Below are 23,921 nucleotides of genomic sequence, written 5' to 3' on the forward strand. Positions count from 1 at the left end.
GGACGTTATGATAGGTTCTTGCTACAGTTATTTTATTGCTCGTAAAATATAAGAACATTAAGCAGAGGCCCTTATGTATCCACACCTCACCAGTATTGGTATTGAACAACCAGAAGCAATTGAACGTTACAGCCTGCGTCAAGAAGCCGCCAATGACATTCTAAAAGTCTATTTTGCAAAAAATAAAGGTGAGCTGTTCGCGAAGAGTGTGAAATTTAAATTTCCTCGTCAGCGTAAATCCGTCTTAGTGAATAGCGGCAGCCGTGAATACAAAGAAATTACTGAAATAAATCGAACACTGACTCATATTATTGATGAGCTCGATATCATCACTAAAAGAAAGCATACAGAAGTGGATATTAAGAAGAAAATTTTAGGTGACTTACGTCATTTAGAGCGCGTTGTAAGCCACAAAATATCAGAAATTGAAGCAGATTTAGAAAAATTAAAATAAACATCATTGATTTCTGCTCTCTTCTTGAAGAGCAGAAATCATCATCTAAACGATTTGCTTCAAAAAACGGCTTAACCAAGGAAGCGTCGCTTCTAATGCATCAAAGCTAACGCATGCATCAATATCTAATCGCTCTGCAACAGGCTTAGCCTGCAGTTGTTGTAGCATCTCATCAAACTGACGCCCAGCACCACAATAACGATCTTCGCCATAACTTGAATCCCCCATTGAAATCACGCCATAACTTAACTTAGGCACCAATGGAAATTGATCATTTAGCGCAACATATAGCGGTAAAAGGTTATCAGGTACTTCCCCCTGCCCCGTTGTCGAGGTAATAACGACAATGGTGTCATTTTGATATGCTAAAAAATCATCAAGTTGAGGATCTAAATACAGCTGAGCCGTATGCCCATTACTGCTTAACTGGGTAATTACATCTTGGGCAACATCTTCAGCGCCGCCAAATACAGAACCAACAAACACACCAATTTTAGCCATAACGTCCTAGCCTTTATTTTCAGAGAGTCCAAAAATAAATTTGGCTTTTTATATCCGAAGATGCAAATAAGATAACTCGACAACGAGAGCTTCCTCATTAAAAAAAGGCGTGATGATAATTTATGACTATTCTGAGTTTAACAGTTCAGTCGACCAATTAAATTCAGACATCACCCGTAACCATGTTTCATCAATTGATGCACGAATATCTAGCGCTTGCTTTGTTACTGGGTGAAGAAATTGCAAGCGAGATGCATGCAGCATCAAACGGTGGCAATCATAATTTTCACGGAACATACGATTGTGGCGACCATCACCATGATTTACGTCACCAATAATGTGATGGTTTAAATGATGCATATGGCGACGCAGCTGGTGTTTACGGCCCGTTTCAGGTTTCATTTCAACTAAGCAATAACGGCTAGTTGCATAGCGACCTACTGGAATATTGGTTTCTATGGTGGCAAGTGGACTATAGGCTGTCACTGCTTCTTGGGCTTCTTGTTCTTCTGCTGCGTTTTTATCCGCTATTTTATCAAGCTCTTTTTTCAACGGGTAATCGAGTACTGCAGCGTCTTTGATCCAACCACGAACAACAGCGTGATACGTTTTATGTATATCTCGCCCAGAAAATACAGGCATCATTTGCGATGCAATTTCACTCGATAAACCAAATAATAACACCCCAGATGTAGGGCGATCTAACCGATGAAGTGGAAATACATGCTGACCAATTTGGTCACGTAATGTTTGCATTACAAATACCGTTTCATGGCGATCAAGCCAAGAGCGGTGAACCAACATGCCAGAGGGCTTATTAACCGCAACTAAGTATTCATCTTGAAAAAGAATGTCTAATTCCACAATTATTGAGCCTTAAATAAGTTATCTAACTCACGTGTTACGCCAAGAATAATATTTATCCCACTATCGTGCTTCATTGCTTCTTCAACATAAGGGGAAAGTTCAAAATGTTGAGGTAACGGTTGTTTCAACGCGATAAGCTGGGTCATTCTCGGAATAAAAATCCATTGCAACCATTGACTACAAGATAGCGTATCCACAGCAAAAGGTTCCGTGCTCGCAAGTGCTGTGTTGCTTGGTGGTACACTTTCCCACCGTTCAGCATTGCGTAAGGCAGCCTCAAGCTTTTCTAGTAACAACATGCTATGACGATATTTATCCATGCAACAGATCCTCATGAAATTGGCGCGCTAGAATACCATTTCATCCCCCGACACCCAACAACGGATACACCTTACAATCAAGATTCAGGTACTTAATGACATGATTTACGCAATTGAATAGTCAGTTAATTACTGTCTTTGATATACTCACGAATCAGATTTAGGAGCAATAACTATGTCCATGGATAAATTTCATACCCTTACCCAATTACTTGATAATGCCGGTTGTCAGTACAAGATTTTCGACCTTGGTCGCCGTGTTTGCGAGATTGATATCGAGCAATTCAAAGCTGTAGAAGAAAATCGTCAGCCTTATCCATGGCCATTGCAGCAGCATGCGCACCTTTCTATCTCTTTTTGGCAGAACAATAATGCACCTTGGGTTTGGTTCTTACGTTTACCATTAGACGAGCGTGGGTTATTAAAGCAAGCTGCTGTGGGCGATTTTATCAAGTATGTTATCGAAGCCATGGGCGCAACGCTCAATGCTGAGCCGACAGAAGAGGAACAAGAGAAGTTAGCCGCTAACCCATACACATTTAAGCCTAATGACGACAAAATGGCGATTTTTCATGCCCAATTACGTCAAGTTCTCTCATTATCGACCAGTCAGTATTATGAGCATGCTCAGCTATTTCTAAGTGGTGATCTCGGCTGGGATCAATGGCAAGGTATCGGTCTGCAAGGTTTGGCTGATATCTGTGCAAGAATAAAGCAAGAAAATAACAGCACGTTACTAAGAAAAGCAGTGAACAACCTGCCAATGACCCCTCTTTATGCATTACTGGGTTGTTTAGAGCATTGTGATATTCCAGAAACACTGAGCAAGCGTTTAGAAGAAAGATTACACACAGAAATGGCATCTTCAGAGCCAGATCTCTTCTTACTAGCCGCTATTATCCGTTCGCTTGCAGGTAGCAACGCTGTCACGCTTACAGAGCAGCTTAATGCCTTGTTACAACACACAGAGCTTTGTCATCCTGAAGTCTTAGTCGCGATTGCAGGGCGCTGTTGGTATGGTTTAGCGAACACAGACACCGCAAGCCTATTCTTATTACGCCTTGCTGAAACAAAAGATCAAACGCTATTTAATCAGCTATTTACAGATCTTGTCATGTTACCTTTACTTCGCGGAATTATACTTCAGGTTCTTCACAGTCAAGCAAACCCTGCATTAGTTGAAGCGATAACCCAACTTCAGCAGCATGCTCGCAGTAAATAGTCAGTGTTATTTAAACGGTATTAGGTCTGTTGATCTTTATGAAGGATAAATTTATTTGTTATGGATAACTTAATCGCAATCTTGCTGGTCGCATTTGGCGCATATTTATTTTGGCAGCAACGGCGCCAAACTGAATTCGCCGAAAAATTCATTATACAACGCTGTAAAAACCTTGGTTTGCAATTACTCAGCACTGCAAGAGGTTCCCATAAGCTAAAAGACAATAAGGGCAATTGGGGATGGCGAACGGTGTACTTGTTTGAATTCTCAGCCAATGGTCATGACTATTATGAAGGGTTTGTCGAAATGAAAGGGTTTAGACCCATGACGTTCTATGTACCTGCTCATCATATCCCAGACGTTGAAATGGATTAATGATAATGAAGGCAGATGCTCGTTAACGGTAGGATAAAGCGCGATAGCAAAACACTGAATGTTAGATAGCAGACATAAAAGAGCGGGCGCGACTTGCGTCGCGCCCTTAGGTCTTACTTGCAGCAATCCGGCTACTATGGTGCTCCCTGCATCATTCCATTGACTGCTGTAATCCGTCAGCATTGTCCTTTTATCTTCGTCCTGAAGAGATCCTTTGGCTTTCCTTAACCCGTCGATACATCCTATATCAACTCTCATCTCCTTCCTGGAGGTGTCCTTTACTTCAACCCTGAAGTGTTCCTTTATGCCTCTATCCTAGAGGTGTCCCTAACTTCGTCCTGAAGTGGTCCTTTTGTCGTCCTGACCAGTAAACATCCTGCTTACTGTTACCGAATCCTTCGGTGGTCCTTTTACTATCCATGTTCGATATATCATCCTGATACACCGGTCTCATCCTGAGACTACCAAATCCTTGGCTTTTTCCTGTTCCGTTCCGTCAGTTCCTTCCGACACCAATAAGATTACGCTGAATCCTTAAAAAAAGAACCACCTAGCAAAAAATACCGTATAGCAAAATAGAAAAAACGAACCAATTAAAACAAAACCACAATATAAACAATAACTTAAATAATATCATGTAGTTTTAGCTTACCTAAAATCACATGATTTCCCACAACTTTGTAAGAGATCTCGCACAAGGCAGGTAGATATAAGAGATTAACCATCAACAACACGAACAATTCGAAAATTACAGAAACGAGAAAAGGCGTGACTTTCGTCACGCCTTTAGATCTCACTTGCAGCAATCCTGCTACTACCATGCTCCCTGCATCATTCCATGATGTGCTTCTTCCTAAAGCATAATTCCCCACTCTATCCTAGAGTGTCCTACGGTATTCCCTGACCCGTTGAATAATCCAGTTTCAACTCTCTCTTCAATCCTGAAGGTGTCCCTAACTTCATCCTGAAGTGAATCCTTTGAGCCTCTGTCCTAGAGGTGTCCCTGACTTCATCCTGAAGCAAATCCTTTAAGCCTCTGTCCTAGAGGTGTCCCTGACTTCATCCTGAAGCAAATCCTTTAAGCCTCTGTCCTAGAGGTGTCCCTGACTTCGTCCTGAAGCAAATCCTTTAAGCCTCTGTCCTAGAGGTGTCCCTGACTTCATCCTGAAGTGGTCCTTTGTCATCCTGACCAGCAAACATCCTGTTTACTGTTGCTAAATCCTTTGCTTATCCTTTCACTATCCATGTTCGATATATCATCCTGATACACCGGTCTCTTCCTGAGACGACCAAATCCTTGGCTTGTTCCTGTTCCATTCCGTCAGTTCCTTCCGACAAGAGAGATATTACTCGATATACATACTTTAGACATGAACAAGAAAAAACATGATGGGAATAAAAAATATAACAACCTCACAACAACAAGATAATAGATTGAATTTAAAGAACTTAATATTACGGATTACGTAATAGCCGCAAGTTGAAATATAGTTTTCCCACGCGCTTGTAAGAGATCTCTCACGCCTGAAATAAACAATATCCAGTAATCGATTTCATTTAAGGTAAACAGAACGAATTACAACAATAATTCAACACATCACTCTAAAGATTCCAGTGAATACATTGATTTGAAAATACAAAAGGGAGAGATAGATAAGAGTAGTTTTATAGCAGACATAAAAGAGCGGGCGCGACTTGCGTCGCGCCCTTAGGTCTTACTTGCAGCAATCCGGCTACTATGGTGCTCCCTGCATCATTCCATTGACTGCTGTAATCCGTCAGCATTGTCCTTTTATCTTCGTCCTGAAGAGATCCTTTGGCTTTCCTTAACCCGTCGATACATCCTATATCAACTCTCATCTCCTTCCTGGAGGTGTCCTTTACTTCAACCCTGAAGTGTTCCTTTATGCCTCTATCCTAGAGGTGTCCCTAACTTCATCCTGAAGTGGTCCATTTGTCATCCTGACCAGTAAACATCCTGCTTACTGTTACCGAATCCTTCGGTGGTCCTTTTACTATCCATGTTCGATATATCATCCTGATACACCGGTCTCATCCTGAGACTACCAAATCCTTGGCTTTTTCCTGTTCCGTTCCGTCAGTTCCTTCCGACACCAATAAGATTACGCTTTTAGATTTTTTGAGCAAGGTAGGCAAAGCGGACTTCAATCACAGTTCTCACCACAATATTTACCACAAAAACACAAGAGCAATAAAAACAACAACTTATAATCATAGTTAATCTTAAGTCTGATAACATTAACTTAAAAGGCGCACGTATTTGTAAGAGATCTCTTACAAGCCAAGTAGAGATATCTCGCCAGACTCCCACTACACTTTATCTCGTTAACGCAAATCACCATCAAAAATTGGTATTAATAGCCAAACTTATCCTACATTCATAACAGGTGCGCGAGTTTCATATTCAATAATAATCGACTTAAAAGGGATATAGCCATGGAAACATTCAACCATAATTTATCAAACCTTTTCAGCCAGTTAGGGCTAAATAACTCTCAATCATTCATTGAATCATTCCTTTGTGAACATCACCTTGAACAAAATGAGACGTTAACCGAAGCCAGTTTTTGGCAGCCCGCTCAGAAACGATTTTTAAAAGAATCCCAAGAACAGGATGCTGATTGGAGTGAAGTCATTGATCAATTAGATACTTTGCTACGAAAATAGCGTGTATCTTCATATCAAACACGATTTCAGGAAGTACTATGTCGACGATTACCCTCGCGCTAGAACAGGCGATTACCTCTCTTATTACTGAAGGCAAAGAACCTTCCGTTGCATTAATTAAAGCACGATTAACTGAACCGCTGCCGATGCCCCTTATTATAAAGGCACTACAGGCCTGGAAGAAAAATGCAAAAATACCAAAAATTGAGAGAACAGAACCCAGCATCTCCAATGAAGAACGTATCAAACAGCTTGAACAACAAGTTGCGGATCTAACGGCCCGTCTTACCCAGTTAGAAAATGTTAGTAATTAGTTCAAGATGAAGTGGGCATTATCATGATCGACAATGAACTTGATACTGAAAGCCGCTGATAGTTCAAAGGCACCATACGGTGCCCTTTTATCAATAGAGGATCATACAGTAAGCAGATTACTGAAAGTCGTAAGATAAATTCGAAACGATCCGGCATTCATCGCACTTGTAGTGAAACAAGTTATGCAATGGTTCATCCAGACGCCAATCACCATTACATTTAGGGCACTTACGCTCGAGTTCTGCCGCTAAACTGTCACCACCAACACGATATTGATAATAGTATGTGGGTATCTTCGTTAAAAATTCAATACGCCCACGCAGATCCCATCCACGACGAAACAGATCACTATCAACATCACGAATTTCATGCAGAGTTGCATGTTCGGCTTTGCACCCACCTGCCATTTGAATTTCATCACAAGCTTGCCATTCTGTTTGCCACTTCAAGATAGCTTTATGATCACCGTTAGATGTAGGACCAATACGGTAAAGTGGAATCGGCATTAACGTTTCGCCACAACGTAATGGCGAACAGGTATGAACAAAGGTGGTATAAATAACTTGCCAAGACGGCGTTAAATTTTCAGCGGCTGCTTCTGAATTAATATCACGCCCAAGCAGTTTAATCTTAGGCGCTAGTAAACAGGCATTGTTCAAGCGCTTGATATGCGCATTGACATTTTCACTGTTAAATTGCGAGTGCAAACCATCTTGCTCTGGACATACAGCTCTAACACGGAAAATACCGTCGTCCATTACAATGGGAAATTCTCGACCAAGCACTTGACCGTTATAACGTAATGCATCCATCAAGCCGTTGATTGCAGCATCAACAGCGGATATTGTGGTGTTATCAAAACACTCAAATTGCAGCTCTACAACGTACATCTTTAAGCCTCTCGTACTACGGGCACTAACTGCTGTAAAAAGCTAGTCACATCTTTTGCTAACACATCGCGTTCATTTTTACCCAAGGTTTCAAGTATGACCTCGCCTGTTAGATTACAAATAGCGATCACTTTATCGGCACTATCAATAACACCAATGAAAACTGTTGGCTTTAATTTTAGACGACGTTGCGTCACAAGGTGCCCTAGAATATTTTCTTGTAAACGTACGCCATCTTGTTCACTAAACACTTGCAATAGGTCTAATTCAATCTCACCAAATTTTGCCGCCATATCACCACTAAACTGGGTGCTATAAAAATCAATAATATCTTTATGTAGCTCAATCTCAATACCCTTCTCAACTCCAGCTAGATCCCCCTGAGGTTGACGAGTAATGGGTTTCCATGTCACTTCATCACCAGAATCATGTTCAACACACGGTGACTCAAGCCCAACTAAATCTTCGCTACGTGGAAAACCGTGACCTGCATCACGCCAAGCTTGTAAAAAAAGAGAAGAAAAGTCAGATAAAGCGACAGCAACAGGATGATTCATTCGCAACCTCATTAAAGATTAAGTAAACTTTGCACTATAGTATTTTTAATATAAATCAGTGACGCTTCAACTTATCCCCTACTAACGTGAATACAGCGTTATGAGGCTATAAGCAGAATCGCACACATATTCTAATCCAAGAGTGTCAAATACAGTATGAGCAAATATAAAGATGCTAAAGAATTAGCGGGTTTAACACTAGGGCAAAAAACCGATTATATCGATCAGTACGATGCCTCTTTACTGCAACCAGTACCTCGAAGTCTAAATCGCAGTGACTTAAACCTTGGCGAAAGCTTACCATTTACTGGCTATGATATCTGGACACTCTATGAGCTATCATGGCTAAACAGCAAAGGGTTACCTCAAGTTGCAATTGGTGAAGTGCGTTTACCCGCTTCTAGCCCTAACCTAATTGAGTCAAAATCGTTTAAGTTGTATCTCAACAGCTTTAATCAAACGCGTTATGATAGCTGGCAGCAAATTGCCGATACATTACAGAAAGACCTGACAGCTTGTGCGGGACAAGAAGTAGATGTCACGATTCAGCCATTAGAAGATTTCACTGATCAAACGGTAATCAATTTTGCTGGCAATTGTATTGATGATCAAGATATTGAAATCAACAATTACGACTTTGATGCACAATACCTTAAAGATGCTGCAGAAGGTGAGATTGTGACGGAAGACCTTCACAGCCATTTGCTGAAATCTAACTGCTTAATCACCAATCAGCCAGATTGGGGCAGCGTGAAAATTTCTTACAAAGGTAAACAAATCAACCACGAGAAATTACTACGTTACTTAGTGTCTTTCCGTAACCACAATGAATTCCATGAACAATGCGTAGAACGTATCTTTACTGATATCATGAAGTTCTGCCAACCAGAATTATTAACGGTTTATGCACGCTATACACGTCGTGGCGGGTTAGATATTAACCCATATCGTACAAACCAAGGCAAAACACCGAGTGATAACTTCCGCCTAGCGCGCCAGTAATCTTAATAATTCCAACACATTGAATAATAAGTCCAGTAAAAAGGTTTACTTTGCTGGACTTGATTCACCAAGCCAGTAATATTAGACAACTGTGTTTATTGTGGTTTAAGAGATGATATGAGTTTTCGCTGCGGGTTGATAAGTGTAATAGTGATTCTGATTGCTTCCTTTAGCGCGAGTGCAAAAGTATACACTACCCCTATTTTGGCAGATGCAAACGAGCTATTACAAACTAGCCCAGAAAAATCATTAGAAATCTCTGATCGTTACATTAAACAACGCCGCCTCACTGAAAAAAAAGGCGCCTCTCGTGTTCATGCTAACGATGAAACCGATCACACTGTTCGTACTCCATTAAATACAATTAATGCCCTACAAATTAAAGCACAAGCGTATTCACTATTGAGTGACTCTGAACAGGCATTAAACACGATAAAATTAGCAGAAAAGTTGGCCGTTGAAAATGGGCTCACCTATACCATCTTAGAAACGCGCTTATTGCATGCTAAATTTTATTGGGAAAACCTCAAAAATAGCGCAACCGCATTAAAAATGTTAGACAACATTGATGCCGAAATAGAACAGACACAATCACTCAAGCGCACTAAGCAAGTGACATTTTTACAATATTGGTCATTGATGCAGCGAGCTGTCATTGAGTCAAAATTGAATAATGATAATCAAGCAGAAAAACTGTTTATCAAAGCCAAACAATTGCTCATCAGCATTGATGACTTATCAGAAAAAATCATCTATCAACTCACTTTAGGGCGGCATTACCTGCGTCATAGTCATTATGATTTAGCCTTAGATCGTCTTCTAAGTGGTTACTGGCTAGCGGTTGAAAATGAAGACAACGCCCAAATAGCCTCAGCAAATTACATGCTAGCGAATTTATTTGAACAACGAAAAGTGTTTGATAAAGCATTAGAGCATGCCACTCAAGCGGGTGAATTTTACGAACGCTATCAACGTAGCCGGCCTTTAGCTAAAGCATTGACACTAATAGCTTCTATTTATGAACAGCAAAATCGCTATAACTTGGCGTTAGTGCATTATTTTAATGCGCTCGACCAAGAAAGTGAATTAAAGCACGTTGTTCGTTCAGCTCAGCTACGCCTTAATATTGCAAGAGTCTACTTACAACTTTACAACTACCCAAAATCTGAACAATATTTACAACAAGCACGCCTTCTTGCACAGCAAACAGGTAATGATGTCATTTCGGCTGAAACACAGATCTTAGAAGGTAAACTTGAATTAGCTGAAGGCCGTATAGATAAATCAATTACGACACTGCAAGCGGGGCTCATCGCTTCAAGTCGTATCGGCAAAATAAACCTGCAGTTAATGGGTGAATCGATTCTATCTCAAGCATTTGAAAAACAGAATGATTACTACAATGCCCTATTAAGTCAGCGTCGCTACGAACAACTATTTGCTAGCCAACAAGAAAAACAAAGAAAAAGTAACGTTGAGGTATTTAAACAACAACAACGCATGCTTGAACGATCTCTTCGCCTAGAAGAAATGGAACGCCAACAGTTTGAAAATGAAAAATCGATCTATAAACAGCAAAAAATCAGTCTGTTTCTAATCAGTGTTATCGTTCTTCTCATCACTTTTTTAGTGCGTCGCCATACTGTTGCCAAACAACTGCAAAGTCGTCTTTCTCACTTACGTAGCGAACTCTACACTCACCCACGTAGCGGTTTACGTAACTTACGGATGCTTAATGCTCGCCTACCCAATTCTTTACAACAAAGTAGTGCCAACTTCGAGCAATGGCATTTAGGCGAAATCATCAATGAACCATTAAGTGATCGACTACGTTTTGGTTTGTTTGAAGCGACCTTCCTCAAACATATTTATTTGCAGCAAGGTTATCAGCAAGGCTTAGAAATTGAGCGTCAATTCGGTGAATACTTAAAAGAACAAGTCTGTAAACCTGCACGGCTTTATCATTTTTCCGATGCGATGTTTTTATACATTGAGCCGAACTCTCGCCTTAACGGTGAACCTAAGCAACTGGCTGACTCGATTCAACAATTAATGAGTAACTTCTTAAAAGAGCATCAATTAGATGCCGCTGTATGTATTGGCATGGCGGAATACCCTTTTCTACCACGTGCATACACTGCGATTAACGATCAAGAACTGATTGATATTCTGCTGATGGCGACCAATGCTGCTCGCCTAAATAGCAAACAAGAGCCAGGCAGCCAATGGGTACACTTAAGCGCTATTGATGCAGCCCCTGCGGCCAGTTTCGCATGCGATAATATTCGAAAAGCTTGTATTCAGGGTATTGATAACGGTTTAGTGAAAGTACAAAGCTCTTCATCAATAGAGTTCAATTGGAATCCTGATCACGATTTTGATAAAAATGTTATTTAATCGATTCCAGTTATCAATTTATGTGCCGATATTCTTAAATGACTAGATTTTTTTTGCTAATATGACTGGAATGTGTCTTTAGTAAACCTATGATAAAAAAAGGGTTAATCATATGAGCTTAGGTAAGCAATATACAGCGTGAGTGATATTAGCGCTGTTGTTTCTGAAGTGAGTAAATTGAAACAACGTTTAGATCAAGCTCAACTCTCTTACCGCGATGCTTCACTGAAGTCTCGGCGAGAAATTGTAATATTAAAACGTCTAATTACTCGCCTATCTGTTGCATGCCGAGGGTTAGATGAAGAGCTAGATACTAAGCTTACAGAGCTACGCTGTGAGCTTGAGCAACCCAAAGATATCAGCAAGCTTATTCCCCGCCTTGCAATCATAGAAAGGCTGGTGACTCGACAAGCAGGCATCACCGAAAAAGAAAACCTACGAATAGAAAATCAAATCCATCAAAGCGGCGAAACACTCAAACGTGTTCGCGGTTTACCTGCACAACTTAAACGTGATCTGCGTAATTTACTGAACAACACATCGAGCTCACTAACCCACAGCCATCAACGTATTATTGCATTGGTTGAACTCTATGAAAGATCGCTAAAGTTGCTTTCTGTATCCACTGAAAATGTGGAGCTTAAAGATATGTTAGATCATGACATACAGCATCAATTAACCAATGAGCTGCAACACCTTATCTCTGAACTCGACTTTGACGGTGAATCAGGCGATAAGCTTCTGACAATACGTAACCGTCTTTTGATTGGTGTTCCTCCGCAAGCTTTACTGGAGTTGGCACTCGAAGTGATTCGTTTAGTGTTAGATTCTACACATCAGGAGCGTCGGTCTTCACAAAAGTTTCTTGATGGGGTCAATGGTGATTTAGCCACACTACAAAAAACGACGAATCAATATGTAGGCCAATCATCGGCACTATATGAACACCGTGGTGGACTAAATAATGAATTATCAACTATCGTTACCACGGTAAAAAAAGGGCTAAACGAGCACAAAAATCTCGAAACATGGCGCCCACAAATCACCGAGTTAACCAAAGAGCTGCAGGTACTAACAGATCGTAATCGCGCACTCGAAAAGCGCGAAAAGGCCCTTATTGAACAGCTAAGTTACAACGAAAATAAAATCACGACACTCTTTGAACAAACTCAAGACTACCGTCAGCGCTTAAATGATCAAGAACGTAAGATGTTCCTCGATCATTTAACGAAGGTATATAACTGTGCTGCATTGAATGATCGCCTTGAACATGAATATCGTCGCTGGTTGCGTTATCAACACCCACTGTGTGTCGCATTAATTGATATCGATAATTTTAAAGAAATTAATGATAGTTATGGCCATGTCGCGGGTGATAAGGCATTAAAAATCATAGCCAGAACCATTCACCAATGCCTTGAAGAAACCGATTTTATTGCTCGTTATAAAAGTGATGAATTCATGATTATCATGCCTGATATTAATGAAGATAATCGCACTAAAAATTTAAATAAAATCCGAGAAACCATCGCGCAATTACCGTTTAGATTTAAAGAACAAAATGTCAGTATAACGATTTCTATTGGCGCCACATTATTCGAAGGTAACGATACCCCTGCCGATATTACCGAACGCACCGGTAAAGCCCTCGATAATGCCAAGAATAGTGGACGTAACCGTTTTATCTGGATTTATTAAGACTCTTCAGCTTTCTCTATCATTATTACTATCAATTCATTATAGACGGCAGCCTCAACTTCCTTATTCATATCTGGTAAAACGATATTTCACTGTGTATGGTGAAATAACAAGCTGATTTTAAAGAGTCTGCTACTGTTAAATATACGGATAAATAGTTAATCTAATCAATACGAATAACTCCTCAAGTTTTTCAATTACGGATATGTCCGCCAACGTATTTATGTTTGGATACAATCAATAAATACCACAATGCTTGCGAACTATACCGTTTCATCGTAACCAGGGAGGTCACTATGATTACACATATCAGTCCAGTCGGTTCTATGGAGCTACTTTCACAATTGGAAGTTGATCGCCTTAAAGCGACCGCATCAAGCGACTTATACCGTTTATATCGAAACTGTTCTTTAGCGGTTTTAAATTCAGGTAGCCACACTGATAATTCCAAAGAATTATTAGAAAAAAATAAAAGTTTCGATGTGCATGTAATGCGCCGTGAACGGGGCATAAAATTAGAACTGATCAATCCACCAGAACATGCCTTTGTTGATGGTCGTATCATCCGTGGTATTCAAGAACATATGTTTTCAGTACTGCGTGATATTGTGTACGTAAACATGCATGTACAGCAACGTAACGACCTTAACTTAACCAGCGCCACCCATATTACTAACTTTGTTTTCAGTATTCTGCGTAATGCTCAAACTCTCCGCTCAGGTGAAGATCCAAACATCGTTGTATGTTGGGGAGGGCACTCAATTAACCCTATAGAGTATCAATATACGCGCGAAGTAGGTCATGAGCTGGGGTTACGAGAGTTAAATATATGTACAGGGTGCGGCCCGGGTGCCATGGAAGGGCCAATGAAAGGCGCAGCTATCGGCCATGCCAAACAACGTTACAACCAAAGTCGCTTCCTTGGTCTCACAGAACCATCCATTATTGCTGCTGAGCCACCTAACCCTATTGTGAATGAATTAGTTATTTTCCCTGATATCGAAAAACGTCTAGAAGGGTTTATTCGCGTGGGTCACGGTATTATCATTTTCCCAGGTGGAGCGGGTACTGCTGAAGAGTTACTGTACATTTTAGGTATTTTGATGCACCCGGATAATGCGGCACAGCCTTTACCGTTAGTCTTAACGGGGCCTAAAGAAAGTGAACCGTATTTCCGTACTCTTGATTCCTTTATAAAAGATACCCTTGGCGAACCAGCCACTCAGTACTATCAAATTATCATTGATGACCCCAAAAAAGTCGCTCAAGTAATGAAGTCAGCAATGCCTTTAATTAAAGAGCATCGGTTAGCCACTGGTGATTCATACAGCTTTAATTGGTCGTTGAAGATCCCACCAGAATTTCAACTTCCTTTCGAACCTACGCATGAATCAATGACCAGCTTAGATTTACACCTGAATCAACGCCCAGAAAACCTTGCTGCTAACTTGCGCCGAGCATTCTCTGGTATTGTCGCAGGTAATGTAAAAGAAGAAGGCATTCGTGAAATAGAACGCAACGGGCGTTTTAAAATAAATGGTGATCTAACGTTGATGAAGCGTATGGATAAACTCCTACAAAATTTCGTCGAACAGCAGCGAATGAAATTGCCCGGCACCCAGTACGAACCCTGCTATGAAATCATGACGGCACAAGAAAACGTCAAATAATCATATGTAAGGGTGACACCTTCACATGGCTATGCGTACAATAAGGGCTGAAAGGCCCTTTTTTTATTCCAATAGAACTGTTGCTATGACTATCCATCTTGTTGTTATTGATGCCTTAAATCTTATTCGTCGTGTTCATGCCGCTCAACCTGGTGAACCAGACGTAAAAAATACCGCTCGTGTTTGCTGTCAGGCATTAAGCAAGATCATTAAGTTCAGCGAACCGTCTCATATTGTGGCTGTTTTTGATCATCATGGTGATGACCGAGGATGGCGAGCAAAATTATTACCGCACTATAAAGAAGGTCGTAAACCTATGCCGCCAGAACTTCAGGCTGGCATGGAAATAATTCAAGATGCTTTTATGGATCTCGGCATCGACTCTTTATTGTCTGATGGTGATGAAGCCGACGATTTAGTCGCAACGCTTGCGCTTAAAGTCGCCTCTCGTCACCAACAGGTTACTATCATCTCAACCGACAAAGGGTATTGTCAGCTACTTAGCCCAACCCTAAGAGTGCGTGATTATTTCCAGCAGCGTTGGTTAGACAGCCCCTTCGTTGAAAAAGAATACGGCGTGAAACCTGAACAATTGCCAGATTACTGGGGGTTGGCAGGGATAAGCTCGAGTAAAATACCGGGCATACCTGGCATTGGGCCTAAAGCTGCGCTGGAACTTTTATCGTTATATCCAGATCTTGATACCATTTTACAGGCTGAAGATTTACCCACTAAATGGCAAAAGAAAATAACCGAGCACCGAGAATCGGCAGAAGCGAGTAAGAAAGTCGCGTCATTAAAAACCGACCTAGCGCTCGGCTTTAACTTACAAGACATTCGCTACCTAGCACCTAGCACCTAGCACCTAGCAAATAATACGGGTAAGCATCGTTATCCACATACAAAAAAACGCCATCAATTCGATGGCGTTTTTTATGTGTTCACGGCTACATTTTACGGCGCATTATCGAGGATAACGCCCTGTGATTAGTGCGGAGAACGATTATCTAAGCAACGTACATGTACAGTTATTTCTTCACGGTCATGGTAAAGATGTTTAGCCTGTAGCTCGAACTTCATTCCATTTTTAATGAAGTATTGCTTTAGGTTTTCAATATCTTGAAGTACTTCATCATAACGACCTTTCATTGGCAGTTTAAGGTTGAAGATAGCTTCTTTTGCCCATGCTTTAACCAGCCACTCACCCATTAAGTGAGCAACACGTGCAGGCTTTTCGATCATGTCACATACGATCCATGTTACGTTTTTACGCGCAGGTTCAAACTTAAAACCATCTACAGCGTGATATTTAACTTGGCCTGTATCCATTAGGCTTTGCGCCATTTGACCATTATCAATCGCATGCACAAACATAGAACGTTTTACTAACTGATACGTCCAACCGCCTGGGCAAGCACCCAGATCAACGCCCCACATACCAGGTGCTAAACGTTCATCCCACTCATCGCGAGGAATAAATACATGGAAAGCTTCTTCCAGTTTTAGGGTTGAACGGCTTGGCGCATCTGATGGGAATTTCAAACGAGGGATACCCATGAAGAACTGCGAATTATTATTTGTGTAAGAATAACCCACGAAACAACAACCCGGTGCGATAAAACAGACGTGAAGCACTGGCTTCCACGTACTATCTTGTGCGTACAACACATCTTTCTTACGCATTGCTTGGCGAAGAGGCACGGTAAACTTACGACAGAATTTTAATAACTCTTTCGCTTCATTTGTGTCTGGCGTTTCAATACGTAGTTCACCACAACGTGGGAAACCTTTTACAGCTTCAAGGATCGGTGAAATACGATCTTCTTGCGGTAAGTCTGTTAGCAGTTTCGTTGCTGCGAACATTTGACGTGCAAAAATTAATGAAGAAAAAGGCTGTAATTTAATGAATTTATCGGCATCACCCTGCTGATGAAATTCAAATACCACATAACCGGTATTGTTTTTCGTCCGAGGAAAACCAAATAACTCCAGTTTGTTCGCTTTATCTTGAACTTCACCGGCACATTCTTTTTCAAAGCCTGGACGACAATACAATATAACGTGATTCACTTTGAATCCTCAAGCTGAGCGCCAGGCAGCCATTGCAAGCGCTACCCAACCAATAATAAAACAAATGCCCCCCAGCGGAGTGATGGGGCCAAACCATTTTATCCCTGTTAATGCCAGCGCATATAAGCTGCCACTAAAGAGTAAAATTCCTGCTGCAAAAAACAGGGCTGCGTATAATACCGCTTTTGTCGGCATAATGCGTGCCCATAATCCACATCCGAGCAAAGCAAGTGTATGCCAAGCTTGATATTGCACGCCGGTATTAAACACGTCGAGTAAATATGGCGGCAATTGCGATTTCAATCCGTGCGCGGCAAATGCACCAAGAGCTACCATCACCACACCACTTAAGGCTGCGAAAAGTAAGATGTTTCTAGAGTGCACTCACGCTCTCCTTAATAAAACCAACCAAATATTTCACCGTCTTTTCTCGGTTTTCTTGCTCGGTATAACCTGATTTTTTTCTCGGTTTTAAACTATGATCGCCATCAGGTAAAAATTTCACCGAAACCGAATCAGCATACTGCCAACCTTCAACTTCTGGGCGCGTACCAAACGTATCACGCTCACCTTGCAGAATTAATGTTGGTAAAGTGGCAACCTTTAAATGCTCCCCTCGAAAATTTTCTGGTTTTCCCGGCGGGTGAAAAGGAAAACCTAAACACGCAACACCCTGTACTTTCGCCGCACAATTTTCGACATCTGGCGATTCATTAGCAACATCACTCACAATCAAGCTCGCCATACGCCCGCCCATCGATTTACCACCAATCACTAATTTACCATCAGCGAATTGATCAATGTGATGCTGCAGATCGAGTAACAGCTTAGGTTGACGATCAGGTGGGCGTTTTTTACCGTCTTCCTGACGTTTAATCATGTAAGGAAAGTTAAAACGAATTACCCGAATGCTATGCGCGGCAATACCTTGAGCAATTGCCGTCATAAACTCATGATCCATGCCGGCCCCTGCGCCATGGGCAAACAGAAACGTCGCTATTGCCTCTTCATCACATTTAGGGCCATCCACAAGGTAGGTAGGCAATGCAGGCTTCTCGTTAGCTTCTACATCAGAATTAAGCATCCGTAATATCTTCCTGTTCTCTTGCCGCTTTTGCCAACACCCAATCACGGAAGGCTTGAATACGGCCAGTTTCAGCTTGTCGCTCCTGACAAACTAAATAAAACGCATTTTTACTCATTAATATTTCATCAAACGGACACACTAAGCGACCAGCATCTAATTCAGGCTGAGCAAGCACATTATTGCCTAATGCAATTCCCTGCCCATGTACAGCCGCCTGTAATACCATGGTGGAGTGGCTAAAGATCGGGCCTTGATTTACATTGATGTCACTCAGCTCATAGTGACGAACATAGTTTTTCCATTCTTTCCGCGACGTATCGTGTAAGAGAGTATGTAATTTTAAATCACTTAAGGTGCGTAACGGTTTAATGCCAGCGAGTAACATCGGTGAGCAAACTGGTAATAAATATTCTTGATACAGCTTGTCGGCACGCAGTCCTGTCCAATTACCACGACCATAATAAATCGCGACATCGACATCATCCGTTAACGATCCCTCATCTAAATCAACCGCCTTAATACGCACATCAATCTCAGGATGTTGCTCATTAAAATCAGCTAAACGAGGCACCAACCATTGAATCGCAAAACTAGGAGGTAAACTAATGGTTAACGCACCTTTCGCCCCCCTTTCTAGCACTTTATCTGTAGCTTCAGATATCGCTGAAAAAACATCTTTTATATCGAGAAAGTAACTTTGCCCCTCTTCTGTCAGCAACAATGAACGGTTGCGACGACGGAATAATTTAAGCCCAAGAAATTCTTCAAGCGCTTTAATTTGGTGGCTTACAGCAGCTTGTGTGACAAATAATTCTTCCGCTGCTCGCGTAAAACTTAAGTGCCGTGCGGCTGCTTCAAAAACCTTCAATGAGTTAAGCGGTGGTAATCGTCTAGACATAGTTTTCCGATGCTGGCTGATGCATTAGTTTTTTTAATGGTGAGTATTATAAATTGTCCATTGTTCAAGAGCTACATAAACCCTATGATTCATGTCGCAACGTAGGCTTAAGCGTCTGATATTCTGCCCTCTGGCATTATCGGTTAAGTCAATGTTGCGATGTTGTGTTTGCATATTGTCCGAGTTGTGTCGGACAGGTAGTGAATCTACCATTTACTTCTTTTTTGTTTGACCTGTCTGTCAAAGTTTGATTCTTAGCACTGCGCCCCAACGCAGTGCTTTTTTTTATCTGTACCTTTCTTATCGGCAAAACACACGCCCTGTAAGTATAATTACTCAAAGAATAGAGAAATTATTTAAGGAATAGGGATATCTACTTGCCCTTGCCGTAAATAATTAGCATGATCGCTCCCTTAAATTTACGCAATGTGACTCACCATGACTGCTCAATTCGATATCAATCAAGTTTATCAACAGTTTCCAGCCTTACAACAAAACTGTAATGGCCAGCCGCTTGTCTATCTCGATAGTGCAGCAACGGCACAAAAACCACTCGTGGTTATTGAAACGATCCAGCAGTATTACAGTGGTCACAATGCTAACGTTCACCGTGGCAGTCATAGCCTAACAGCATCCGCGACTGCAAAATTTGAACAAGCTCGCCAAACCGTTCAACAATTTATTCATGCTCAACATAGTTGTGAGATCATTTGGACCCGTGGCGCGACAGAAGCGTTAAATCTTATCGCCCAGACATATGCTCGCCAAACGTTACAACCGGGTGATGAAATTTTAGTCAGTGAACTAGAACACCACGCGAACATAGTGCCTTGGCAAATCGTCGCCGAGCAAACGGGCGCAAACGTGGTTAAAATACCCATGCTTCCCGATTGCACGCTAGACATGGATGCATTCCACCAGCTATTAACCAATAAAACCAAAATTGTCGCAATTGCCCATATCACCAATGTGACAGGCACGCGTAACCCTATCGAAGCAATAACGACTGCTGCCCATTATTACAATGCGGTTGTTGTTGTTGATGGTGCTCAAGGTATTGTTCATGAGGCGGTAGATGTTCAAACGCTGGATGCCGACTTTTATGTTTTTTCTGGGCATAAACTCTATGCACCTGCGGGTATAGGTGTACTTTATGGCAAGAAAGCACTGCTCGAGGCGATGCCTCCTTGGCACGGTGGTGGCAAGATGGTTGAGAAAGTATCATTCTCTGGTACTACATTTTCAGCCTTGCCTGGTAAATTTGAAGCTGGCACCCCTAATGTCGCCGGTAGCCTTGCATTAGCGACAGCCATTGAATGGTTAGAAAGCTTAGATCGTCATGGTGCCGAAAAGCACATTGCACAGCTTCGTCAAAAAGCCATTGAGGGTATTCGCGAAATTGATGATTTACGTATCATCGGCCTGCAAGAGCATGCGAGTTTATTTTCATTTGTAGTTGATGGCGTACACCACCAAGATATTGCTACCCTACTCGACCAACAAGGCATAGCATTACGAGCTGGGCATCATTGTGCTCATCCGATGCTTGATGCATTAGGATTAACGGGAACGTTGCGCGTATCATTGGCCCTATACAACACAGAACAAGACGTCGAGCGCTTTATTGCTGCGCTCCATAAAGCCTGTAGTTTGCTGTAAAAAGAGAGAAAATCATGACTGACGCGACACTGCCTCAACATCCATTCGGAACAGAAATTACCGCGAACGATATCGTTGAGCAGATGCAAGCTGCGAATGGCTGGGAAGATAGATACCGCACAGTGATTCAATTAGGGAAAAAACTGCCCGTATTACCTGAAACATTTAAGCACGAAGAATTGAAAGTGAGTGGCTGCGAAAGCCTAGTGTGGTTAGCGCATGAGACGCAAGATGGTCAGTTTCATTTTATGGCAGATTCAGATGCGCGCATTGTACGCGGTCTGATTACGTTAGTGCTTGCTGCTTACGAAGGTAAAAATGCGGAAGAAATTCGAGCATTTGATATTGATACCTATTTTGAACAACTTGGTTTGATTGCCCACCTTAGCCCATCACGTGGCAATGGTTTAAAAGCCATTGTGGAACAAATTAAAGCGCTTGCTAACTAGTGTCATCTTTTTGAATAAACGATCGTTTGTTTGAATTCTAAAAAGGAGAGCTTCGGCTCTCCTTTTTATCGCAAAAACAATTTATCGAAAAAATAATATACATAAATCAGCGGCTATCGACTCGCCGAGATAACATTATTTCTGTAAATGCTTTTCAACTATTTTTTGAATAATACGAGAAACAGCGACAAAGCCGAATGTTGCCGTCACCATCGTTGCGGCACCAAAACCACTCGCACAATCCATTTTTTTAGGCCCTTCAGCCGATGCTTTGACATTGCATACCGAACCATCTGCTTGTGGGTACTTTAATTGCTCGGTAGAAAACACACAATCAATACCAAATTTACGTTTCGGGTTTTTACTGAAGTTATGAAAGCGGCGTAACGTATCACGCAGTTTCTTTGCCAGCGGATCTTGGATTGTTTTCGTTAAATCTGTAATTTGAATCTGAGTTGGATCAGTCTGGCCACCCGCACCACCTGTAGTGATCACTTTTAGCTTATTGCTCTTACAATATGCCAGCAGCGCAGCTTTAGGCTTCATGCTATCAATCGCATCAAGAATGTAGTCATAACGTGCATCAATATACTCTGCGATATTCTCGGGAGTAATAAAATCATCGATCAAATTGACCTTACACTCAGGGTTAATCAATTTAATACGTGCTGCCATGACTTCAATCTTGCTCTGACCAATGGTACCTGTCATCGCATGGATCTGACGATTGATATTGGTAACACAGATGTCATCCATATCAATTAACGTTAATTCACCCACACCTGAACGAGCAAGCGCTTCTGCAGCCCAAGAACCTACACCACCAATGCCTATCACACACACATGCGCAGCACGTAATATTTCAACTTCGCTGTTGCCATATAGACGGCGTGTGCCACCAAAACGTTGGTTATAACTCTCTGAGGCTGGGGTTTCTAATTCGCGCATAAATTATTCACTGATAGCTAAGGATCGTTCAGATAAAGAATGAGCGCGTTTTATACGCGCTCTGGTAGAGATTGTCCAGTATCCCACAAATTGTAGGTGAAGGTGATATAGCTTAAAGCACTCGACTCAGGCTTACTTTTCAGCGGCTGGCATTAACCACGGATCTTCAGTGGCACTGCCTTGAAGCCCAAGCTTCCACACCCGACCAAAATGTTTGTAGTGACCAGCATCCGTTCCTGCCTGTTTTCCCATGCCATGGTATAAATCAAGGTGATTCTTCTTCACTGCGCCGCCTGTATCAAGCGCCATTAGCAACTTCAAGACATGCTGACCGTTCCAGTTACCCGCCTCATCTAATTGAGGGACTTCAGCTAAGATAACACTGCCCATTGGTAAGTATTCTCGATCTGCGGCCACGGAAGCATGCGCCAGTAATGGAATACCCGCCGTTCCCATCACATCTAAAGATTCTTTAGGCTGGAAGAAAACATACGATGGGTTTTGCTCTAACAACTCACGAACCGTCGCTTCGTCATTCGCATTAACCCATTCTTCAATCGCTTTCAGTGACATTTTTTCACGGGGTACTTCGCCACGATCAATCAACACTCGTCCAATACTGACATAACGATGACCATTTTTACCTTTGTATGCGAAGTACTGTAATTCACCATCATCGTCGAAATGCACAAAACCGCTGCCTTGTACTTCCATCATAAAGACATCAAGCATCGATGCACTGTAACCGAGCTCTAATCCTTGGCCGTCTAATGCACCTTGGTAAATCTCTTCACGGCTAGGGCAACGTTCTTCACACGTTGGCATGCCATAAACAGGATAACGGTATGTCTCATCAGGTTGGTGGCGCAGCTCAATCACGGGTGAGTAATAACCCGTAAACATTACATTTCCTTTACTATCTCCGCCCCCCATTTGAGCCACTTGGATACCATAATTCCCCAACTGGCGAGGGTTACCGTTTTGTTCAGCCCAATTTTCTATCTGTCGATAAAGCGATTCATACTTTTTAGCCATTGACGGTGAACGCTCAATAACCCTTTCCATCTGCTCTGAAAAAGCACTGTAATCTTGAGGTTGTTCAGACTCTACCGCTGGTACTTCATTCAAGACTTGTTCAAAGTCACCGTCTAAATATTGTTGTCCACGATTTGTAGGCAACTGCGAGCACCCAGCTAAACCAATGATGACCATTGCAATTGTTATATTACGAAACACGGTAAAGACCTATATTAATAAAATGATGAGCATAATTATTATACCGCGGTAGCACGGTACATTACGAATGTAAGCAAATACTTACTTCATAAATATGTGAATAATTATTTTAGCGGTAAACCGTTTCAATGTGTCATGGTTTTGTTTTTAATGCGATTGAAAACCAATGGATTCGCAACCTAGCAAGTGATTGTAAATGAAGAAGACATAACGATGACTAAATCAAGTAGGATGTCACTGTCGGATTACCCTTTTTGGGTGCGGGCAAAAGTTGAAATATAATGAGCGGGTTGTTGGCGTACTAAACGGTTAGATAAATAGTTATACAGATACACTTCATCGCCAAGACGATAACTGAGTGTATTACCATCCCATTGATAGTGAGTGCTAATTTGTCGTCCATTCACAAAAACACCCGATGCACGTAGTTCAAAGCTATCAGCAGCATAATGTGCGACCTCTTGCTCTGTCCATATACCATAAATATTCACGAGGGGTTTAGGGGCAAACCAATCAACTTTGACCATTCCAGTTGCCATCATGATCGCTGAAATTAGTGTCATAACAATAATTGAAACGAGAAATGTACTTTGGAATCTTTTGATATTTGTACTATTC

Annotated in this window: 24 protein-coding genes; 12 read left to right on the forward strand and 12 right to left on the reverse strand. The window is 41.6% G+C overall.

Annotated features, from left to right (window positions below):
* Positions 1–73: 73 nt before the first annotated feature.
* Complete coding sequence (locus C9J12_RS21665; RefSeq protein ID WP_011219572.1) at positions 74–454, forward strand: DUF3461 family protein; 381 nt, start codon at positions 74–76, stop codon at positions 452–454.
* A gap of 45 nt (positions 455–499) precedes the next feature.
* On the opposite strand, the gene C9J12_RS21670 is transcribed toward C9J12_RS21665, so the two are convergent.
* The 3 genes from C9J12_RS21670 to C9J12_RS21680 form a co-directional block, all read right to left on the reverse strand.
* Positions 500–955 (reverse strand): flavodoxin, encoded by a 456-nt coding sequence (locus C9J12_RS21670; RefSeq protein ID WP_107244603.1) that lies wholly within the window; start codon positions 953–955, stop codon positions 500–502.
* A 126-nt stretch (positions 956–1,081) separates the two neighbouring features.
* Entirely contained in the window at positions 1,082–1,819 is a 738-nt protein-coding gene (truC, locus tag C9J12_RS21675) for a tRNA pseudouridine(65) synthase TruC (RefSeq protein ID WP_107244604.1), read from the reverse strand.
* A gap of 2 nt (positions 1,820–1,821) precedes the next feature.
* Positions 1,822–2,142: a YqcC family protein gene (locus tag C9J12_RS21680; RefSeq protein WP_107244605.1), complete on the reverse strand. Its 321-nt coding sequence runs from the start codon at positions 2,140–2,142 to the stop codon at positions 1,822–1,824.
* Positions 2,143–2,317: 175 nt separating this feature from the next.
* On the opposite strand from C9J12_RS21680, the gene C9J12_RS21685 reads away from it, so the two are divergent.
* The 4 genes from C9J12_RS21685 (at position 2,318) to C9J12_RS21715 (ending at position 6,741) form a co-directional block, all read left to right on the forward strand.
* Positions 2,318–3,364 carry a DUF3549 family protein gene (locus C9J12_RS21685; RefSeq protein WP_107244606.1) on the forward strand — a complete coding sequence of 349 codons (1,047 nt, stop codon included), beginning with the start codon at positions 2,318–2,320 and terminating at the stop codon, positions 3,362–3,364.
* Positions 3,365–3,424: 60 nt separating this feature from the next.
* Complete coding sequence (locus C9J12_RS21690) at positions 3,425–3,739, forward strand: DUF3301 domain-containing protein (protein ID WP_011219577.1); 315 nt, start codon at positions 3,425–3,427, stop codon at positions 3,737–3,739.
* A gap of 2,457 nt (positions 3,740–6,196) precedes the next feature.
* A complete protein-coding gene (locus C9J12_RS21710) occupies positions 6,197–6,427 on the forward strand; it encodes a DUF2789 domain-containing protein (RefSeq protein WP_011219578.1) in 231 nt (76 codons plus the stop codon).
* A 38-nt stretch (positions 6,428–6,465) separates the two neighbouring features.
* Positions 6,466–6,741, forward strand: a complete 276-nt coding sequence (locus C9J12_RS21715; protein WP_107244609.1) for a hypothetical protein — start codon at positions 6,466–6,468, stop codon at positions 6,739–6,741.
* Positions 6,742–6,858: 117 nt separating this feature from the next.
* Here C9J12_RS21715 and C9J12_RS21720 read toward each other — a convergent pair whose 3' ends face one another.
* Together C9J12_RS21720 and syd are read right to left on the reverse strand one after the other, a co-directional pair.
* Entirely contained in the window at positions 6,859–7,632 is a 774-nt protein-coding gene (locus C9J12_RS21720; protein ID WP_006232649.1) for a Zn-ribbon-containing protein, read from the reverse strand.
* A gap of 2 nt (positions 7,633–7,634) precedes the next feature.
* Positions 7,635–8,189 (reverse strand): SecY-interacting protein, encoded by a 555-nt coding sequence (syd, locus tag C9J12_RS21725; protein ID WP_107244610.1) that lies wholly within the window; start codon positions 8,187–8,189, stop codon positions 7,635–7,637.
* A gap of 156 nt (positions 8,190–8,345) precedes the next feature.
* On the opposite strand from syd, the gene queF reads away from it, so the two are divergent.
* The 5 genes from queF to xni all read left to right on the forward strand — a co-directional run bounded on the left by queF (position 8,346) and on the right by xni (position 15,818).
* Positions 8,346–9,191 (forward strand): NADPH-dependent 7-cyano-7-deazaguanine reductase QueF, encoded by an 846-nt coding sequence (gene queF / locus C9J12_RS21730; RefSeq protein WP_107244611.1) that lies wholly within the window; start codon positions 8,346–8,348, stop codon positions 9,189–9,191.
* A gap of 117 nt (positions 9,192–9,308) precedes the next feature.
* A complete protein-coding gene (locus C9J12_RS21735) occupies positions 9,309–11,588 on the forward strand; it encodes a tetratricopeptide repeat protein (RefSeq protein ID WP_107244612.1) in 2,280 nt (759 codons plus the stop codon).
* Between the two features lie 138 nt (positions 11,589–11,726).
* The gene (locus C9J12_RS21740; RefSeq protein WP_107244613.1) at positions 11,727–13,286 is read left to right on the forward strand and encodes a sensor domain-containing diguanylate cyclase; all 1,560 of its coding nucleotides are present in this window, start codon (positions 11,727–11,729) and stop codon (positions 13,284–13,286) included.
* 296 nt (positions 13,287–13,582) lie between these two features.
* A complete protein-coding gene (gene ppnN / locus C9J12_RS21745) occupies positions 13,583–14,956 on the forward strand; it encodes a nucleotide 5'-monophosphate nucleosidase PpnN (RefSeq protein WP_107244614.1) in 1,374 nt (457 codons plus the stop codon).
* Between the two features lie 85 nt (positions 14,957–15,041).
* Positions 15,042–15,818: a flap endonuclease Xni gene (xni, locus tag C9J12_RS21750; protein WP_107244615.1), complete on the forward strand. Its 777-nt coding sequence runs from the start codon at positions 15,042–15,044 to the stop codon at positions 15,816–15,818.
* Positions 15,819–15,943: 125 nt separating this feature from the next.
* Here xni and rlmM read toward each other — a convergent pair whose 3' ends face one another.
* From rlmM to C9J12_RS21770, 4 genes are read right to left on the reverse strand one after another with little or no spacing between them, the layout of a single operon-like run.
* Positions 15,944–17,026, reverse strand: coding sequence for a 23S rRNA (cytidine(2498)-2'-O)-methyltransferase RlmM (gene rlmM, locus C9J12_RS21755; protein WP_011219587.1), 1,083 nt, complete (start codon positions 17,024–17,026; stop codon positions 15,944–15,946).
* Positions 17,027–17,035: 9 nt separating this feature from the next.
* Positions 17,036–17,410: a DUF423 domain-containing protein gene (locus C9J12_RS21760; RefSeq protein WP_107244616.1), complete on the reverse strand. Its 375-nt coding sequence runs from the start codon at positions 17,408–17,410 to the stop codon at positions 17,036–17,038.
* The gene (locus C9J12_RS21765) at positions 17,400–18,110 is read right to left on the reverse strand and encodes an alpha/beta family hydrolase (protein WP_193944695.1); all 711 of its coding nucleotides are present in this window, start codon (positions 18,108–18,110) and stop codon (positions 17,400–17,402) included. Before C9J12_RS21765 ends, C9J12_RS21760 begins: the two co-directional genes overlap by 11 nt.
* Positions 18,103–19,011, reverse strand: coding sequence for a transcriptional regulator GcvA (locus tag C9J12_RS21770; RefSeq protein ID WP_107244617.1), 909 nt, complete (start codon positions 19,009–19,011; stop codon positions 18,103–18,105). Before C9J12_RS21770 ends, C9J12_RS21765 begins: the two co-directional genes overlap by 8 nt.
* Before the next feature lie 438 nt (positions 19,012–19,449).
* On the opposite strand from C9J12_RS21770, the gene csdA reads away from it, so the two are divergent.
* Positions 19,450–20,670 carry a cysteine desulfurase CsdA gene (csdA, locus tag C9J12_RS21775; protein WP_107244618.1) on the forward strand — a complete coding sequence of 407 codons (1,221 nt, stop codon included), beginning with the start codon at positions 19,450–19,452 and terminating at the stop codon, positions 20,668–20,670.
* Positions 20,671–20,684: 14 nt separating this feature from the next.
* Positions 20,685–21,119: a cysteine desulfurase sulfur acceptor subunit CsdE gene (gene csdE, locus C9J12_RS21780; RefSeq protein WP_107244619.1), complete on the forward strand. Its 435-nt coding sequence runs from the start codon at positions 20,685–20,687 to the stop codon at positions 21,117–21,119.
* A 135-nt stretch (positions 21,120–21,254) separates the two neighbouring features.
* On the opposite strand, the gene tcdA is transcribed toward csdE, so the two are convergent.
* The 3 genes from tcdA to C9J12_RS21795 form a co-directional block, all read right to left on the reverse strand.
* Positions 21,255–22,067 carry a tRNA cyclic N6-threonylcarbamoyladenosine(37) synthase TcdA gene (tcdA, locus tag C9J12_RS21785; protein WP_107244620.1) on the reverse strand — a complete coding sequence of 271 codons (813 nt, stop codon included), beginning with the start codon at positions 22,065–22,067 and terminating at the stop codon, positions 21,255–21,257.
* Positions 22,068–22,199: 132 nt separating this feature from the next.
* Positions 22,200–23,303 (reverse strand): murein transglycosylase A, encoded by a 1,104-nt coding sequence (mltA, locus tag C9J12_RS21790; protein ID WP_107244621.1) that lies wholly within the window; start codon positions 23,301–23,303, stop codon positions 22,200–22,202.
* Positions 23,304–23,548: 245 nt separating this feature from the next.
* Complete coding sequence (locus tag C9J12_RS21795; protein WP_227876428.1) at positions 23,549–23,866, reverse strand: DUF2850 domain-containing protein; 318 nt, start codon at positions 23,864–23,866, stop codon at positions 23,549–23,551.
* Between the last annotated feature and the right edge of the window lie 55 nt (positions 23,867–23,921).

Origin of the sequence: Photobacterium frigidiphilum (assembly GCF_003025615.1) — a bacterium.
GTDB classification, from domain to species: domain Bacteria; phylum Pseudomonadota; class Gammaproteobacteria; order Enterobacterales; family Vibrionaceae; genus Photobacterium; species Photobacterium frigidiphilum.

Bases quoted from the DNA above. Each gene is read 5' to 3' on its own strand.
- queF (WP_107244611.1), top strand. From the start codon at position 8,346: ATGAGCAAATATAAAGATGCTAAAGAATTAGCGGGTTTAACACTAGGG.
- syd (WP_107244610.1), bottom strand. From the start codon at position 8,189: ATGAATCATCCTGTTGCTGTCGCTTTATCTGACTTTTCTTCTCTTTTT.
- xni (WP_107244615.1), top strand. From the start codon at position 15,042: ATGACTATCCATCTTGTTGTTATTGATGCCTTAAATCTTATTCGTCGT.
- C9J12_RS21710 (WP_011219578.1), top strand. From the start codon at position 6,197: ATGGAAACATTCAACCATAATTTATCAAACCTTTTCAGCCAGTTAGGG.
- ppnN (WP_107244614.1), top strand. From the start codon at position 13,583: ATGATTACACATATCAGTCCAGTCGGTTCTATGGAGCTACTTTCACAA.
- csdE (WP_107244619.1), top strand. From the start codon at position 20,685: ATGACTGACGCGACACTGCCTCAACATCCATTCGGAACAGAAATTACC.
- csdA (WP_107244618.1), top strand. From the start codon at position 19,450: ATGACTGCTCAATTCGATATCAATCAAGTTTATCAACAGTTTCCAGCC.
- C9J12_RS21765 (WP_193944695.1), bottom strand. From the start codon at position 18,110: ATGCTTAATTCTGATGTAGAAGCTAACGAGAAGCCTGCATTGCCTACC.
- tcdA (WP_107244620.1), bottom strand. From the start codon at position 22,067: ATGCGCGAATTAGAAACCCCAGCCTCAGAGAGTTATAACCAACGTTTT.
- C9J12_RS21670 (WP_107244603.1), bottom strand. From the start codon at position 955: ATGGCTAAAATTGGTGTGTTTGTTGGTTCTGTATTTGGCGGCGCTGAA.
- C9J12_RS21685 (WP_107244606.1), top strand. From the start codon at position 2,318: ATGTCCATGGATAAATTTCATACCCTTACCCAATTACTTGATAATGCC.
- C9J12_RS21715 (WP_107244609.1), top strand. From the start codon at position 6,466: ATGTCGACGATTACCCTCGCGCTAGAACAGGCGATTACCTCTCTTATT.
- C9J12_RS21795 (WP_227876428.1), bottom strand. From the start codon at position 23,866: ATGACACTAATTTCAGCGATCATGATGGCAACTGGAATGGTCAAAGTT.
- C9J12_RS21680 (WP_107244605.1), bottom strand. From the start codon at position 2,142: ATGGATAAATATCGTCATAGCATGTTGTTACTAGAAAAGCTTGAGGCT.
- C9J12_RS21665 (WP_011219572.1), top strand. From the start codon at position 74: ATGTATCCACACCTCACCAGTATTGGTATTGAACAACCAGAAGCAATT.
- C9J12_RS21690 (WP_011219577.1), top strand. From the start codon at position 3,425: ATGGATAACTTAATCGCAATCTTGCTGGTCGCATTTGGCGCATATTTA.
- C9J12_RS21735 (WP_107244612.1), top strand. From the start codon at position 9,309: ATGAGTTTTCGCTGCGGGTTGATAAGTGTAATAGTGATTCTGATTGCT.
- C9J12_RS21720 (WP_006232649.1), bottom strand. From the start codon at position 7,632: ATGTACGTTGTAGAGCTGCAATTTGAGTGTTTTGATAACACCACAATA.
- C9J12_RS21770 (WP_107244617.1), bottom strand. From the start codon at position 19,011: ATGTCTAGACGATTACCACCGCTTAACTCATTGAAGGTTTTTGAAGCA.